Raw genomic sequence first — 14,536 nt, 5'->3', positions numbered from 1 at the left:
ATGGAAACCTACGTGTATGCCAACGACAATGAATTTTGCTCCAAGGCCGCAGATGGAGTATCAAGAGCAGCAACCCCTGATCCTTGCTGGACACCTCCGCCGCCAAGTGGTGGCCCGATATTAGTAAGTTATTCGAATACTGCATACGCCCGCGGTCTCGAAAACGGCACGACCACGGTTTTTGTGTGCGGCACACCAGTAGCCAAAAAAGATCAGTCCTATCTGGCAAACAGCACTGGTAACGAGGAGGCAACCTGGACGGTGGGGCAGGGATTCTTCACACACGTGATTACCGGTAAAGCCTATTTTGTGGACTGGTCGCCTGATGTGAAGGTTGAGGGACTGAACGTGGACCGACACACTGATCCCATGACGCACAACCATGCCTAAGCAGGAATGAAGGAGGAGGAGCATGCCTACCGTTCCAAATACAGCCGCATTCATTTATCTGGATACTGCGGCAGTAAAGAGTAACTGCAGCAAAGAAAAGAAGAGAATAGATGAGCATTGTAAAAAGAAGGATAAAAACAAATCCAGTTTCGCAGAGAAATTGTTGGGTAAAAAAGGGGTGGAAAAGCTAAATAAGATCAAAGAAAAGCTGGAAAAGCAAGGTGATGTTGCCGAGTGGGTTGGTGAGCATTGTGATGGCCTTTGGTTTAAGCCAGTTTCTCCTGGTGAGGATGGTGATCACCATATTGCAGAAATAGCGAATGAAATTAAAGGCCTCACACCGGGGAAAGTCATGCAGGAGGTACAGAGGCATGCGGATGAAATGGTCGCAACTTTGGAAAAGGTCATTGCTGGTGTAGCTGTGGATGCTGCAGAGAAAGCTGCGGTCAAGCGTGCAGCCGCATGGGGGCTAGGGGCACTTGGTGGGCCAATCGGTGAATTAATTGCTACGGCCTACAATATTGTCGACACAGTAGTATCAGCTATTGAACTGAAAGATGTGTTGGGGGCAATGAAGGGTGAGTTGGAAGGATTGAAAGGCGTTATTAAATCCTTGCCGCAAAAATTGGGTGAGATAATAAAAGACGCTGAAAGCAATCCCCAAAAAGCAGTGGCCGATATCATGACACTGCTTTCACGGCTTGATGGCTGTTTGCGTGCACGCAGATGTCAATTGGTTCCTATGAAAGAGACGCATTTAGGTGCAAGCTCCAACCCTTTGAAGGGGAAAGGATGCTGTCCAGGCCAGACAGGGCACCATCTTCTTCCTGAGGCTATGTTTAAGAACTGCCCTGCGTACACGGATAAAGGCTCAAATTCATCGCATCAGAGTGCACCTACGATTTGCGTAGAAGGGGTGAACAACAGCCATGGCTCGCATGGGTTAATGCATGGTGCACTAGAAGCCTTGATGAAGAAATACCCAGGCGGAAAAATACCGCTCGATAAGGCTATCGATGAGGGAGTTGAATCAGTTCACATGGTTTTTCCTGAATCGGCATGCAGTGAAAAATGCCTCAAAGCACAATTAAAAGCTTTCTATAAGCAGTTTGAAAATTGCTCTCCGTTGGAAGCTAATGATGGTAAAGGTGGCGGAGGTGGTAATGGTGATAAAGGTGGAGCTAAAGTGTAAAGGAAAGTGTGATGGAAAAAAGTTCGTTTGATAAATTTTTTAGAAATTATCACTTTGTTGGTTGCGCCGTTCGAGCCAAGGATATTATTTATTTAATAGGTCGAAAGGAGTATAAAGTTACTGCGGATGGAGGGTCTCCAACTGAAAAAAGGATCGAAAAAAGGATTTTTAATATCATCCTGAAAAATCCAGAAAATGAGAGGTACGGCTACTCTGGGGTGAGTCGATTTGGGAAAATTCGAGTGGCTGTCATGAATGATCCTAAGCCCTACAGTGTATCCGTGGATGGTGAGGGACAGGTTTATGTTATGGGTAGTGGTCTTGACAATGTTGAGAGTGCTATTGAGTTTGATGATGGGAAGGGCCCGCAACGTGGTGGGGTATTGGATATAAAGGCTGTTGACGGCGTTGTTTACGGAGTTGGGTGGAGCCGGAGTGTCTGCAAGCGTGAGGGTCCCAATCATTGGGTTCCAATCTGGAATAAATTACCTGTTCCAAAGTCTAAAAGCACAACAGATCTGAATCGGTATGGTTTTCGTGCAATAGATGGTTTTTCCGGATTCGATATATACGCAGCGGGCGGGGATGGGGATGTCTGGCATTACGATGGCAAGGAATGGAAGCAGATTCCATTTCCCAGCAATATGATGATCCACAACGTCTGCTGTGGTGGCGACGGATTTGTCTATATTGCTGGCCATGGTGGCACGGTGTTTCGTGGCCGAGCAGACAAGTGGACCAAGATTTGTGACGGCATTGCCTCTTACTGGTTCAATGACATGGTCTGGTACCAGGATAAGGTATGGGCCACGAACGATTACGGCATTTGCGCGTTCAATGAAAAAGGCGAGCAGAAGCTGGATTTGCCCGATTTCGTACGCAGCAGCACAGGGTACATGGCCCAAGGTGATGGTGTGCTGGTAATTGCGGGCATGTATGGCGCCAGCATGCACGATGGCAAGGAATGGAGGTCGCTTGTTGACTTGATTGATCTGTACAAAAAGTACGGTCGTAACAGTTGAGAGAGTACAGTATGTCGGGTGCCATTCTGGTCAGTAGTGAGACCGTGCCGAAAGCGCAGGAGAGCCGGGTAATCGAACCTATTGTGGAGCGCCATGTTGGCGATGCCGCGTTTTACTGGTCTCAACTCGATCGCAGCACCCATTCGCCATTACTCAATATCGACGGAGTATTGCACTTCGAGGGGCGACTGACGGCTCACTTGGACGGCATTGTCGTGGCCGAAGAATCTGGTTGGCAGGTGGCCATGAAGGCCTTGTATCGCTGGCGAAGTGCGGGTGAGATGTTTGTCTGTGCGATGCTGACCTTCAGTACGTCTGATAGATCACTCCAACAACAACGCTGGTCTAGCGTGCTGGCGATTCTGCAAAGCGATCCTCATCGCAAGTTGCGGGGTGTGGTTGCCGCGTTGTTGCGCATACGACCCGAAATAGCCAATGGATGGATCACCAAGTTTATCCAGCCCCACGAATCAGCCCCTCTGCAGGTGATTGCTTGGCGAGCGCTGGCACGCAGCCGGGTGCTGTGTCACCAGTTCGCCCGACAGGATTTGGAAAAGCTTCTGCAACAGGCTATGGCCGGCGCAGATGCCCATGTGCGTGCCGCAGCCTGTCGAGCTGCTGGCATGGCGGGTTTTGAGACAAAGGTGCAAAAGCTCATTCAGGACAATGATCGCTCAGCAGGTGTCGAAGCCGCGATAGCGCTGGCTCAGCAGGGACAAAGCCAAACAGGGTTGCACTGCCTATGGTCAGCCGTGTGGGCACAGATCGGCGATGTGGATCGCCTGACTGGCGTATACAAATCACTTGCCATGCACAGACTTGCGCGTTGGGTCCGTTATCTGGGCGTTCATGTGCCCAACGGTCACGAGCAAGTGCCGCGCGTGTTGGAAGTATTGCCTGCGCGAATAGCGTTGTCCTTCCTGTTGCATCATGCCGATGACAAGTATTTGGACTGGATTCAGACGCAGATGAGCAATCCACAATGTGCACGGCTTGCGGCGTGGACATGGGCAAGTCTCCTGGGCATTGATCTCGAGCGATCAGGTTTGGCGTTACCTGTAGCGCGCTCTGAAGAGTCCACGCATTGCCCGACAGATGATCTCGATCCTGGGCTAGCCCTTCCAGACGTCGCCGCCATACAGCAATTCAATGTTGCGGAAAATGTGGCGACATATGGTTTATCGACACGGTTGAAAACGGTGGAAGGTTGCAGGCACATACTCAGACAAGGGCCGCAAGCGCTGCGTTGGATTGCGGCTCAGTATTTGTCCAGTCTCGGAGTAAAGCGAGCCCTTTCAGCGGAATCAGTCTTTGATACAAAGGCTGATGCACGTCGTCAGTTGCAGCTGATGGGCGTCTGGACTCTACCTGGTTCCGAAGCCAAATAATGAAGAAGGGAACCTTGTAATGGGTGCACTTGATCCTTGGGATGATGCTTCGGAAATTGCAATACGCCTCAATCGGCCCGGGGCAGTGCTGATGGTCTTGATTGGTGCCGAGGCTTGGTGCGAGAGGTGTCGCAATCTGCGGCCCTATTTTGAAGACATTCGAAACCAACTGCCGCAGTACGTAGTTGCTCTGTGGATGGATCTGGAAGATCATGCCGAATTTCTTGGCGACTATATCCCTGAATCCTTGCCTGAGCTTTGTATTTATCGGTCAAAAACCTCGATCCAGAAGTCCTTGTTAGATGGCTCGCCCGAGTCACTGCTCAATGCACTACAGATGCCCACTACCGCCACAAAGGTGGGTCAGGAAGATCCTGGCATTTTTGAACGCTTGGTGCAAGAAGATTGGGCTGCGTAGGAGTTGAGATACCCCCGCTGAATTCCCGGATATGGTCCATCGCTTGGCTGCTAAGAAATCCCAATAATGAATGATTTATTCAAATGGGCATTTGCATAAATCATCTACTGTGATCCGGCGGCTCGCCGAATGAGAAAGCCCCGTTATTGCGCTACTAACTGGTATAGCTAAATTCGTCTCCACATACTGCGTTTTCTTGCGCAATCACTTGTGCGAGGAGGGGCATGGTACCTCGCTTCTCCAACATGGCTTTTTGCTGGAGCGTTGGTGACGATCTGCGCAAGGTTTGTGTCAATCCAGGCACCGCCAGCCGCACAATGGGATCTTTCTTCGCAAAATACTTAGCAATCTCTTTGGCTCCTATCAAGAAATTTGCATCACTTCTCTTGAAAACTCCAACAGCACAATGCTTCATACGCGCCTTGTATTTCAATGTATTTGCATTGAAGTAGATCCCTGCGCCCTGGGTAATAGTGTTCTTCCAGTGTTTACCCAAATGCTTGGCTATCGATACATCCTGGCGAACGACAGAGCCATCAAAGAACAGAAGCGTGTGAATATGGATGCCTTTGTCAGCGCCATACTCAAACTTGGCTGCGTAGCCAATAAAGCTATCCTTGAACGCATCGGCTGCATATTCATGAAATAACTCCCAATCATTCAACACTCTGCGCTCTGGCTCCCAGTCAGTGGTATAAATCTCTCCATAGGAGAGGTCGAGTCGAATGACCATCAGTTTGGAGTAAATCTTGTTCAAGTCTTTGATGTACTCGAGTAGAGAATGCGCCAGTTGTTGTTCCTGGCGAACATAATTCTTATAGATCTTCTGAAAAGCAGATGATTTCACCAATTGGTCCAGGCTCTCAAGGAATTGAGCCTGATCAATGTAGTTGTCTGGATGTTGATCATCATTAAACAACGCATTGAGTTGCCCTTCATGGTTGTAAGGGTCAATGCCAATAAAACAATGACCTGCCAGCCAAAGCCAAGGATCCTTGCTCTCGATGAGCTTGCGCAGGACTGATGCATAGGCATAAGGCGACATCAAGCCACACAGTTGAGCCAGTTGCTTTTGAAGGATCTTCTTGGCGAGAGCCTTTTTCCACTTTGTACTCTTCATTTCATGGTGAATCCCTTTCATGCAAGTTCTCACTCGAGTGAGAGCTGAAAGATGAGTATGCGATTCTTGCATTTGGATCATTCTGAATAGTGGTGCGGCTTGTATCGTTTGCGATTATTGGTTAATATGTGGTTATTGGTTTGTTGAATGGTGCTTTATCACTCTAAGGAGGTGTATATTGATAGGTGTCTATGCTGACTATTGATTAATATATATTTGAGTATATTAATATCAATAATATACACTCCCTGTTTGCCTTGTATTCAATAGAGTGATTAATGACCGGTTTCCTGTTGGTTTAGATGTGTTGATTGGTTAAATTGCTTGAATAAGTTAAATCGCTAAATGGGAGAGCGTGTGAAGGTGCCAGTAGTGTCAGAGCTGAGCAGGCCGCGGCTCTGAGTAAAGTTATTTGAGTAATTTACGCTTTCCAAGTTAGACAAGGATTTGCTGGTGTTGCTCAATTGAAATCCCTTATCGCTGCCAAAAACTGACTGGATATGTCCATGAGTCAAAAGGTACTGCAATACCAAGCTGACCGATTCGGGGTCACGAGGGCGAGGGCCTGATTGTTGGATTTCACGACGGGTGAAGGTTCTCGTTGCACCGAACCCGGCGAGAGGGCTTCTGCTGCGCATCCAGGCCAGAATTTTCTCGGCATGTTTCTCGATGTCCTTTTCCTCGGGGGACTTCGCAAACAGGCGATCAAACTCCCACAAGTACCATTCGATGATGGCAAGGGCACGCTGCACGGAGTCTTCCGAAATGGTTTGTGCATCGCCTTGTGCCATTTCGAAAATGGCGGCCATGCGTGCTGCATGTTCCGCCGCTTTGGCGGCGAAGTCCTTAATGGGTGACAGGCGACCGAATAGCGGATTGAGTTGGGACTCGATTTGGTTGAAGAAAGCCACCCAGCGGTGCTTTGCATGTGGCTCAAAAGTCAGAACACGCCTGGCCTCGCCATTGTGATGGCGCTCAATGGCTTTCAGAAGAAGCTGATGAACTTGGGATTGGAAGGTCAAAATGCCCGATGGCAGCGAATCGTTGTTGTCACTCCCGTCGACAAAACGTTGACCGGCCGTGGAATTTGGGAAGGCGACGAGGGTACGAGCAAGATAGCCGACCTCGCGTGCGTAGCTGCCGCCCTTGCCGCAGAGGAATTCCAAAGCATGGGGCTGCACAGCAAGGCCGGTGCTCAAGCGCGCGCCTTCGACCCATTGGCTGTTGGCCTGATCCTTGCGGTCCTTGTCGAGTGTCTGACCATCCCAGGCACAGTTGAAACGGGGGAGGTCGCTCAGGGTGCGGCCTTTGATCAATTCGGCCGCTTCGTTCGAATGGAGAACCGCAGTGCAGGGGTTGAGACGCAATTCTGAGATCAATGCTGCTGGGGTGATGTCGGACAGCATGAAGCGCATACGGGCGGGGAGAATGGGTGCAGCTTGCATGAGCTGGCTCAATTCTTCTTCCACGGCGGTGGTGTTACGGCCCGCCTGGGATTCTTTCCCGAGTCGTCGTTCCAAGCCTCGGATTTTTGCGAGCCAGATTTTTTTATCCGACTCGAAATTGACAGAACCCTCGGCGTACTGCTGCCGCATGGTTTTTTCCAAGCGCCTGATGGGCTCGAAAAAGAATCCGTCCGCAGCAGTCTTGCGCTCGCCCGAGTCGGCGAGAGTCAGAAAGTACAGGGAGAGCGGCGTGGGCCCCGGAAGGCCGGGGCGTTTTACATCGGCCAAGCCCTGGCACGCCGTTGCCATAGCGCAAAGCGCAGAGGCAGCGATCAACGGAGTGGAGGCTTTCGTCAGGCGCCGCACGTCGTTCACGGCGTCCAAAATGAGTGGCGGCAAGTGATGCACGGGGTAATTGTCCGTGACGGACGGTGCGTTATTGAACATTGCCAGCTTGCTGCTTTGCGGATTGGGCATTCAGCCAGGCGTCGATGTCATGCAGACGCCAGCCCTTGGCACCACGGAGTTGTGCGCCGCCATAGAGTGGGAAGGGTTTGGGGAAGGTCGGGTCGTACTGCGAGCTCGTCTTGTTGAGACGACCGTAGATGGTGGAACGGCTCAGGCCCGTGAGGCGCATGACGTCCTTCAAGCGGCACGCCGCATTGGGCGCAAGTTCGGTGCGATTGGGGGAGTGCATAAGAAACCTTTCTCTATAAATTGAACAAGGCGTCATGCTGCTGGGGCTCCAAATGCCAGTCGATTGCGCGTTTTGCTTGTTTTCCTTGTGGCTGAGAGAGCGTCTTCGATAAGTCGTTGACCCTATGCAACTTTTTGCTGTGTTTGAGCAAGGGCACAAGCAAGCAGAGACTAGGAGGTTTTGTGTGGCGAACCCCATGGGCTACTGGCTACTTTGGCTACGTTGCCACGCAAAAGCGGCTACAACTGATCCCCAAAACACGGTTTTTGGCATAAGAGGAGTTGCGCCAAACAAGCAATCTGGCCGTCAGTTGGGACGTGTTGATGCGGCTAAAGCGCGCCTATCAATGACTTGAAAAATGCCATTGAGGAGCGGAATTTCTGGAAGGGATGCCTGCCTGGCTTTACCTGCGGCCGCCTCGCCGAGACGGCGTCAGGCGAATGATAGTGGAGATGGACTTTGCGTCGGTCTCTGTAATTAATTGGCCAAGCTTGCCAGCGGCTGGATATCCCTTGATTTGTAGTTTGACAAGCCAGTTCTCATAGTCGCTGCTAGTCTTGAATTGTCTAACGTGGGAGAGATCTTCCTGCAGCTGTTTGACAAGCTGATCCAAGACGACAGGCAGCCCATCTTTGTAGGCCTTGCGCTTTTTGGTCCTCTGGCTATCCTGGGGCGGATATATCAGCTTGATTGCGATATCACGCAGTTTCGGACTTTTCCAGTCAATTGAATTTTTGGCTTCAAGCTGTGTATGCAGCCACATCTTGACCTCATCAGAACGCAAGGGAGGGTTCTCTTGTCGTATCTCTTCAATCCAGATTTGCAATTCATTGAAAACTTGAAGCAATTGACCTAGCTGAGGAGATATGTGATCTCCGGTGACGGGCATTTGTGTCGCCGCTTTGGGAGCCTCTGGTTGACTCAGCAGATCACGGAGCCTGATTTCATCGGTTGGTTGCAAACGTAGGTTGCCAAGTCGAACAAGAATTCCGGCATGACTTCGAAAGTCTTCAATGGTGAGGTCATCCCATCGAGCACTCTGGCTGTCGATAACGGTAAAGCAAGGGAATAAAACAGGAGGCGCGAGAGGTTTGCCAAACGACTCGGTTTGCCACTGATCTAAGCCATGTGCTTTTTGCCTGTGATGAGCTGTCTGTATATCCCAAGTTTTTTTGCCAAATCCCCCTAAATGAATAATATCGAAGACTTTGATCTGGATACTTCCATCATCTCGCAATTTTGCATAGTCATTGCGGCTTAGCTGGATGCACTCCACATCTTCGACCGGGTAGATATTTGTTTTTGGCAGCAAAGGGCTGGAGAGTTCGTCCCTGTTGGAAAGAGCGGCAAAGCACACGAGTCCTATTCGCCATTTGTGCTCAATGGCTACCACGGGGGTGATGCCATTTTTGAGGGTAATGTCCAAGAGTCGGACTAGATTTTGGCAGAGCTCTTCGGATAGATCACTTAATCTGACGAATTGATGTGCAAGGCTCATAAGGGAATTGTGATGGTGAGATTCAGGCCGTTGGAGGCTGTTTGCCATCAATGAAGTCTGCCCAAGAATTCATCATGCCACGACGTTTAATCAATGCGTCACCTCGCCGATATGCAGCTTCAACTTTACTTTCCAGCGTATGTGCTAAAGCCTGCTCAGCCAATTCTCTTGGGAAATTGGTCTTTTCTCCAGCCCAATCTCTAAATGTGGAGCGAAATCCATGAGGTACTGCATCTACGTTCATGCGTCGCATGACTGCGGTCATGGTCATATCAGAGAGGGGTTGCCCTTTGGTGCCCGGAAATAGTAGTTCCGTCCCCGCAAGACGAGGGAGCGATTCGAGGAGCTTGAGTGCAGGCATGGGCAGTGGCACTCGGTGCTCAACCCCTGCCTTCATGCGTTCAGCAGGGATAGTCCAAATTGCGTTCTTAAAATCGATTTCTGTCCAAATAGCCCCTCTCACTTCGCCGGACCTCGCTGCTGTCAGGATGGCAAATTCCAGAGCTCGTGCTGCGATGCCGGTGCGAGTTTTGAGTGTGACAATGAATGCAGGCATCTCGTCTACAGCCAAGGCGCGATGATGTTTTACCTTCTGAATCTTGGATGGGGCGGCCAGCACCTTGTCGAGGTGACCTTTCCAGCGCGCGGGGTTATCACCTGTTCTGTATTTGCGCACTGTTGCCCAATCAAGAACAGACTCAATGCGGCCACGCAAACGACTGGCGGTTTCGTTCTTGGTACTCCAGATGGGTTCTAGGCATGTGAGTACGTGGGGCAAATCAATCAGAGAGACGGCCTGCCTACCTAGGCATGGCATTGCATAGATCTCGAGTGTGTTTTCCCATTGCTGGCGGTGCTTGGCGTTCTTCCACTCTGAAGACTTGGCCTTGAGAAATTCTTCTGTGCACCAACGGAATGTCTTTTCAGTTGAGGCCTGTGCCAAGAGTGCTTGCCGCTGCTGGCGACGTGGAGCGACTGGATCACGACCTTCGCGAATGCTCTCATGGATTTTCCAGGCCCGTTCTCGGGCTTCTGCTAGGCTCACAACAGGATAGGCACCGAGTCCGATGTCTTTTCGGGCATCTCCAACTTTGACACGAAGTATCCAACCGCGGTGTCCCGCTGAGATGCGCAGGTGCAAACCCGCAATACCACCTACGGCGTGGCGGCCCTCTGTCTTGAGGGCCGCCACGGCACGGTCAGAAAGTTGCTTGGCAATCTTGGGCATGGTCAGATTTTGTAATAGAGTTGCCCCACATTATGCCCACATAAAGTGCTGGAAGTAACGGAATTCTATTGAACTTCGATGGACGCTTTATGGTTTATAAGGTGTTTAAAATCAAATGGTTATAAAACTATTTTGAATCCTATTGGACACTATTTTGGCGGACTCCGTTTCCGCCAAGAATCAACGCCCTGAGTGATTTTTTCGCTCGGGGCTTTTTCTTTGTCTACTGGGGAAGCTGCAAGGATGGTGTGAAAGCCTTCTGCGGCTTTTTTCGTCTGCGTTCTCTGATACCTCAAGGTCTTCGGCCATTGCAGTCATGAATGCACGTGCGGGCTCCTAGCCCAGTATTGCGCGCTCGGGCACTTGCTTGACGGCCTCCTGTGCTCAAAAGATAGGCGGAATTCGTCTACCTTACTAGGGGCAGGCCAGATCGTCTTAAGAAGAGGTATCACATACGTCAATGACGATCAAGAATCCTTCAATAGGAATCTTGTATCATTAAAATTTGTCAATTTGCAATTCAGAACTCGAGTTTTAAATTTGTCGTGATTAGAATCGTCCGACTTTAATCGGGGGCTAATTCATGAAACTGACATTGAAATGTGATATTGGAAAATTGACGGTTTTGACGCGTGTGACAATGGCAACTCTTGCTACTGCAGGGGTATCGGCATCATGGGCACAACAAGTATCCAATGCATGTCAAATCTCTTTGGGATATGCACCCGTGCCTGTGCCTCCTGCTACAGACGTGTCATCGGTTCCAGGGCTCACGATGTCGGGAATTGGCCTTTTGGCTGTGCTGTTTGGGTTTGTTGGTTGGAAACTGAGCGGAAAAAACGGATCGCGCAAGCTTCTCTCAGTATTTCTAATCGCTGGAGCCCTGACCACCTTTTTTCTGAGCAGCGAATCCATTGTTCGAGCGGCAGGGCCTTATGAGTTCAGTGACGTAAACGGGGGTGTACTAACGGACACCCAAATCGCGTTTGCAACGCCGTCACCGCTGATTACGGTAACAAATTCGAGCGGTAAACGAATGCGTATTACCACGAATGGCAACTCAGTCGAGACGGGAACATGCATTATTGGCTCTGAGCTGGCTCCAGGGGCTTCATGCACTTCAGAGGCGGTTTGTCCTGTAGTTGTCCCTGTGCAGGTGGCTAGCGATCCAACGTTGAGGTGCGATACCACTTCACAGATTGATAGTTATACGTGGGCCGCTACAGACGGTACGTCTAACGGATCAGTTATTGATTATCAACCGGTCTTGGATACATCGCCTGTCACTACACCAGCAGTTCCAAGCCTTTCAGTCAGCTTTTCATATACACGATCGGCAGATCAGCCGGAATACGACGCAAATGGTGTGATGACTAATATCACTGCTTTAGGATCTGGTACTGCGACGATCATAGCGACAGCTCCACAAGGATATGGGTTCGGCAGTGCTCTTAATCCGACGCAAACTTGGACGCTTCCTTACACATGTCAAGACGCAGTAACCAATCAGGGCGGCGGTGGCAGTGGTGGTAACAATTGATAGTGGTGACTTTCCAGTCAATAAAAGCTTAGCTGCTACTCAGCATTTTATATAAGCACCACGACGCAATGTCGCCTTCTGGAATCCATGCTGTCTTCTGGTTCGACGTCCAGTGATGCCGTCCCGCCGCTGACTCCTTCATCAGTGTCTATGGATTCCCGTTGTATGTTGCTGATACTGGCTGCATTGCTAGGTGTGCAGGCCTTTCGGGGAATTTCCAGGCAATGACTCTACCTAACTAGGTTGGCTGCTGAAAATGACACATGCAGGTGACAGTTACAGTGTAGTTCGGGTTGAGTGAGGATTGCTGGGTGGTGGAAAATTGTTGATTTTCTTGGGTATGTATGCCCTGTCATTCCCGTGATTACTTGCCCAAGAGGGTTCAAATCCCTTCGTTTTCGCCAGATCAAAGCCTCAAGTGGGAAATCACTTGAGGCGTTTCTATGGGCGACGCCGAAACTCTGCGAACAAGAACTATTGCACGAGTTTACCGAGCGGATACCCAAGTGGGGCACTCCTGACGCTAGCATTGAATTGTCAATTTGAAGTGAGGAAAACACGCAATGCAAGCATCGAGGATCGGTACTTTTCTGGCAATGTCAGCTCTCGCATTCGGGCTGTGTGTGCCAGCGGTCAATGCACAGCCACAGCCTCTGCAGCATGGGCAAGGGGTGCAGAATGAGCAGCAGCGTCAGGTACAGCAACCAGGGGCCGGTAGCCATAAGCCGCCTCCTCAGTCGTCTGGACACATCACGCAGAAGCCAGCGCCAAAGGGTCTACCGCATCAGCAACAACAGCACGCGCGCGGTGCGGGGCCTGATCAGGAGTGGCGGCAGGGCGGTCGTTTGCCGCCGCAGTACCGTGGACATCAATATGTCGTAAACGACTGGAAGCATCATGGGCTGAAGAAGCCCGGACATGGTCAGCAATGGGTGCAGTATGGTGGTGACTACATGCTGGTGGCTGTGGCTTCAGGTGTGATTGCTCAGTTGATTTTGGGGAACTGACTGACCGAGCGAATTTGCACTCGAATGCCAAAATGAAGGCGGAGCTTGCTCCGCCTTTTCCTTTGTGAGACCGTAGTTGTTTGCGTTGTTCTGTCTGTACAATTAATTTCTATAAATTGACAGATCGAACACCTGATGGGATGGAGACTCCGTGAGTTCTGATGGTTTTGATGCAGGCGAACTGATCGAGTTTTCGCAACTATTGAAGCGGGATTTGCTACTGGGGCTGGCGTATCTGAACGAGCGAGTGCCTCACCGGTTCACTGCGGTCAATCAGTTTGATGGCGATTTGATCCGCAATGTGCATGTGTATGACAAGCAGGGGCAGGTCATGCCGAAACACATCAAACCGGTAGCAATGGGCGACAGCTTCTGCCAATTTGTGGCGCGCGACGGTCATTTCCTGTCATGCGATACGGCCGAGGATGTGCGTCTGGACGGTCACCGCCATCAAGGCAATTACAACGCCTACGTTGGCGTGCCTATTCTCGACAACGTGAACAAGCTCTGGGGCACGCTGTGCCATTTGGATTTGGTGAGCCAAACCGTGACGGATCAGGAGTTTGATTTTCTTCAGCGTGCGAGCGGGGTGCTCTCCAGGCATCTGAAGTTCTAGGCGACTTCCGAGGCTCTCCTGGCTGCTTCACTGCAGCACGAAATCCTTCACTTCGGGTTTTGCTGTTCTGGGCTTTTCGTTCACCATTTCTAGCAGTGATGTCTCGATCATGTGCGCCATCGCATTGAGGGCCAAATCGTTGGGCGCGGTGCCGAACGGGTCTTCGATTTCGGCACCCAGTGCCTCAAGCGCAAAGAACGTGTAGGCGATGAAGCAGACGATCACCGGGGTCATGGTGCCGATGGCGTCCAGCAGGCCGAACGGCAGCCAGAAACAATACAGATAAATGCTGCGATGGACGATGACCGAGTAGGTGAACGGAATGGGCGTGCTCGCGATGCGTTCGCAGCCGCCGATGGCTGCGGTCAGTACTTCCAGCGGGCGCTCGAAGGATGTTTCCATCACGGGCTGGATGTCGCCGCCGCGCAGTCGATCTCCCAGCCATTCACCGACGAGAAGCAGTGTCATGTTGGCGGGAAAGACGGAGCGCACCACATGATCGCATTCGGCTTTGGGTAGAAAGTTTTCCAGATCGGCACGCGCATCGGTGCGACGCAACTGGTGCTTCATGGCATGGGGGAAGGCGCACAACCGATTGATCAACGTGGCCGTGTGCCGCTGGTCATTGGTGAGCGTGAGGGCCTGCCGGATCAGCGTGCGCGAGCCATTGAGCACGGTGCCCCAGAGCGTTCGTGCCTCCCAGTAGCGTGCGTAGGAGGTGCTGTTGCGAAACCCCAAAAAGATCGCCAGCGTCAACCCTATCAGTGAGAAAGGGACAAAGTTGAGAGAAACCTTCCAGCTCAGGATGGAGCCATGCAACCAGGTGACGAGGATGGCAAAAGAGGTTGCTGCGATCAGTTGTGGAGCGATCTTTGGGAGCACCGAGCCGCGCAATACAAACAGCATGCGCAGCCAGTGCAAATTGGGACGAACGATCATGGTGACCGAGATTGTCTTTCAATCTGCGGGCGAAAA

Annotated in this window: 15 protein-coding genes; 8 read left to right on the top strand and 7 right to left on the bottom strand. The window is 51.0% G+C overall.

Translation table 11 applies throughout. The annotated features are described in order from the left end of the window. From G7047_RS13240 to G7047_RS13220, 5 genes are read left to right on the top strand one after another with little or no spacing between them, the layout of a single operon-like run. A complete protein-coding gene (locus G7047_RS13240) occupies positions 1 to 390 on the top strand; it encodes a PAAR-like domain-containing protein (RefSeq protein ID WP_166306079.1) in 390 nt (129 codons plus the stop codon). Positions 391 to 412: 22 nt separating this feature from the next. Continuing rightward, positions 413 to 1,582 carry an HNH/endonuclease VII fold toxin-2 domain-containing protein gene (locus G7047_RS13235; RefSeq protein ID WP_166306076.1) on the top strand — a complete coding sequence of 390 codons (1,170 nt, stop codon included), beginning with the start codon at positions 413 to 415 and terminating at the stop codon, positions 1,580 to 1,582. A gap of 11 nt (positions 1,583 to 1,593) precedes the next feature. Then, the gene (locus tag G7047_RS13230; RefSeq protein WP_166306073.1) at positions 1,594 to 2,604 is read left to right on the top strand and encodes a hypothetical protein; all 1,011 of its coding nucleotides are present in this window, start codon (positions 1,594 to 1,596) and stop codon (positions 2,602 to 2,604) included. An 11-nt stretch (positions 2,605 to 2,615) separates the two neighbouring features. After that, entirely contained in the window at positions 2,616 to 3,992 is a 1,377-nt protein-coding gene (locus G7047_RS13225; protein ID WP_166306070.1) for a hypothetical protein, read from the top strand. A 19-nt stretch (positions 3,993 to 4,011) separates the two neighbouring features. After that, positions 4,012 to 4,410, top strand: a complete 399-nt coding sequence (locus tag G7047_RS13220; RefSeq protein ID WP_166306067.1) for a thioredoxin family protein — start codon at positions 4,012 to 4,014, stop codon at positions 4,408 to 4,410. A 154-nt stretch (positions 4,411 to 4,564) separates the two neighbouring features. On the opposite strand, the gene G7047_RS13215 is transcribed toward G7047_RS13220, so the two are convergent. From G7047_RS13215 to G7047_RS13195, 5 genes are all read right to left on the bottom strand, one after another. Further along, positions 4,565 to 5,551, bottom strand: coding sequence for an inovirus-type Gp2 protein (locus G7047_RS13215; RefSeq protein WP_166306064.1), 987 nt, complete (start codon positions 5,549 to 5,551; stop codon positions 4,565 to 4,567). A gap of 320 nt (positions 5,552 to 5,871) precedes the next feature. Continuing rightward, the gene (locus tag G7047_RS13210; protein WP_166306061.1) at positions 5,872 to 7,422 is read right to left on the bottom strand and encodes a YfjI family protein; all 1,551 of its coding nucleotides are present in this window, start codon (positions 7,420 to 7,422) and stop codon (positions 5,872 to 5,874) included. Continuing rightward, a complete protein-coding gene (locus G7047_RS13205; protein WP_166306058.1) occupies positions 7,412 to 7,672 on the bottom strand; it encodes an AlpA family transcriptional regulator in 261 nt (86 codons plus the stop codon). The genes G7047_RS13210 and G7047_RS13205 overlap by 11 nt, the downstream gene beginning before the upstream one ends. Positions 7,673 to 8,075: 403 nt before the next feature. Further along, complete coding sequence (locus tag G7047_RS13200) at positions 8,076 to 9,098, bottom strand: hypothetical protein (protein ID WP_166306055.1); 1,023 nt, start codon at positions 9,096 to 9,098, stop codon at positions 8,076 to 8,078. A gap of 94 nt (positions 9,099 to 9,192) precedes the next feature. Next, entirely contained in the window at positions 9,193 to 10,398 is a 1,206-nt protein-coding gene (locus tag G7047_RS13195) for a site-specific integrase (protein ID WP_166306052.1), read from the bottom strand. Positions 10,399 to 10,981: 583 nt separating this feature from the next. On the opposite strand from G7047_RS13195, the gene G7047_RS13190 reads away from it, so the two are divergent. Next, positions 10,982 to 11,938, top strand: coding sequence for a midcut-by-XrtH protein (locus tag G7047_RS13190; protein ID WP_166306049.1), 957 nt, complete (start codon positions 10,982 to 10,984; stop codon positions 11,936 to 11,938). 599 nt (positions 11,939 to 12,537) lie between these two features. Here G7047_RS13190 and G7047_RS31345 read toward each other — a convergent pair. Continuing rightward, complete coding sequence (locus G7047_RS31345; RefSeq protein WP_256376860.1) at positions 12,538 to 12,660, bottom strand: hypothetical protein; 123 nt, start codon at positions 12,658 to 12,660, stop codon at positions 12,538 to 12,540. Here G7047_RS31345 and G7047_RS13185 point away from each other — a divergent pair. Together G7047_RS13185 and G7047_RS13180 are read left to right on the top strand one after the other, a co-directional pair. Continuing rightward, positions 12,610 to 12,945, top strand: coding sequence for an RcnB family protein (locus tag G7047_RS13185; RefSeq protein WP_240939550.1), 336 nt, complete (start codon positions 12,610 to 12,612; stop codon positions 12,943 to 12,945). The two genes, G7047_RS31345 and G7047_RS13185, sit on opposite strands and share 51 nt — an antisense overlap. 151 nt (positions 12,946 to 13,096) lie before the next feature. Continuing rightward, positions 13,097 to 13,561 carry a GAF domain-containing protein gene (locus G7047_RS13180; protein WP_166306046.1) on the top strand — a complete coding sequence of 155 codons (465 nt, stop codon included), beginning with the start codon at positions 13,097 to 13,099 and terminating at the stop codon, positions 13,559 to 13,561. Between the two features lie 27 nt (positions 13,562 to 13,588). Here G7047_RS13180 and G7047_RS13175 read toward each other — a convergent pair whose 3' ends face one another. Next, positions 13,589 to 14,500: a bestrophin family protein gene (locus tag G7047_RS13175; protein ID WP_166306043.1), complete on the bottom strand. Its 912-nt coding sequence runs from the start codon at positions 14,498 to 14,500 to the stop codon at positions 13,589 to 13,591. Positions 14,501 to 14,536 lie beyond the last annotated feature (36 nt).

Origin of the sequence: Diaphorobacter sp. HDW4A, assembly GCF_011305995.1 — a bacterium.
Lineage (GTDB): Bacteria > Pseudomonadota > Gammaproteobacteria > Burkholderiales > Burkholderiaceae_C > Diaphorobacter_A.
Note: the sequence above shows the minus strand (reverse complement) of the source record. Positions and strands in the feature narration are given on the sequence as shown.

Bases quoted from the DNA above. Each gene is read 5' to 3' on its own strand.
- G7047_RS13240 (WP_166306079.1), top strand. From the start codon at position 1: ATGGAAACCTACGTGTATGCCAACGACAATGAATTTTGCTCCAAGGCC.
- G7047_RS13235 (WP_166306076.1), top strand. From the start codon at position 413: ATGCCTACCGTTCCAAATACAGCCGCATTCATTTATCTGGATACTGCG.
- G7047_RS13230 (WP_166306073.1), top strand. From the start codon at position 1,594: ATGGAAAAAAGTTCGTTTGATAAATTTTTTAGAAATTATCACTTTGTT.
- G7047_RS13225 (WP_166306070.1), top strand. From the start codon at position 2,616: ATGTCGGGTGCCATTCTGGTCAGTAGTGAGACCGTGCCGAAAGCGCAG.
- G7047_RS13220 (WP_166306067.1), top strand. From the start codon at position 4,012: ATGGGTGCACTTGATCCTTGGGATGATGCTTCGGAAATTGCAATACGC.
- G7047_RS13215 (WP_166306064.1), bottom strand. From the start codon at position 5,551: ATGAAAGGGATTCACCATGAAATGAAGAGTACAAAGTGGAAAAAGGCT.
- G7047_RS13210 (WP_166306061.1), bottom strand. From the start codon at position 7,422: ATGTTCAATAACGCACCGTCCGTCACGGACAATTACCCCGTGCATCAC.
- G7047_RS13205 (WP_166306058.1), bottom strand. From the start codon at position 7,672: ATGCACTCCCCCAATCGCACCGAACTTGCGCCCAATGCGGCGTGCCGC.
- G7047_RS13195 (WP_166306052.1), bottom strand. From the start codon at position 10,398: ATGCCCAAGATTGCCAAGCAACTTTCTGACCGTGCCGTGGCGGCCCTC.
- G7047_RS13190 (WP_166306049.1), top strand. From the start codon at position 10,982: ATGAAACTGACATTGAAATGTGATATTGGAAAATTGACGGTTTTGACG.
- G7047_RS31345 (WP_256376860.1), bottom strand. From the start codon at position 12,660: ATGGCTACCGGCCCCTGGTTGCTGTACCTGACGCTGCTGCTCATTCTG.
- G7047_RS13175 (WP_166306043.1), bottom strand. From the start codon at position 14,500: ATGATCGTTCGTCCCAATTTGCACTGGCTGCGCATGCTGTTTGTATTG.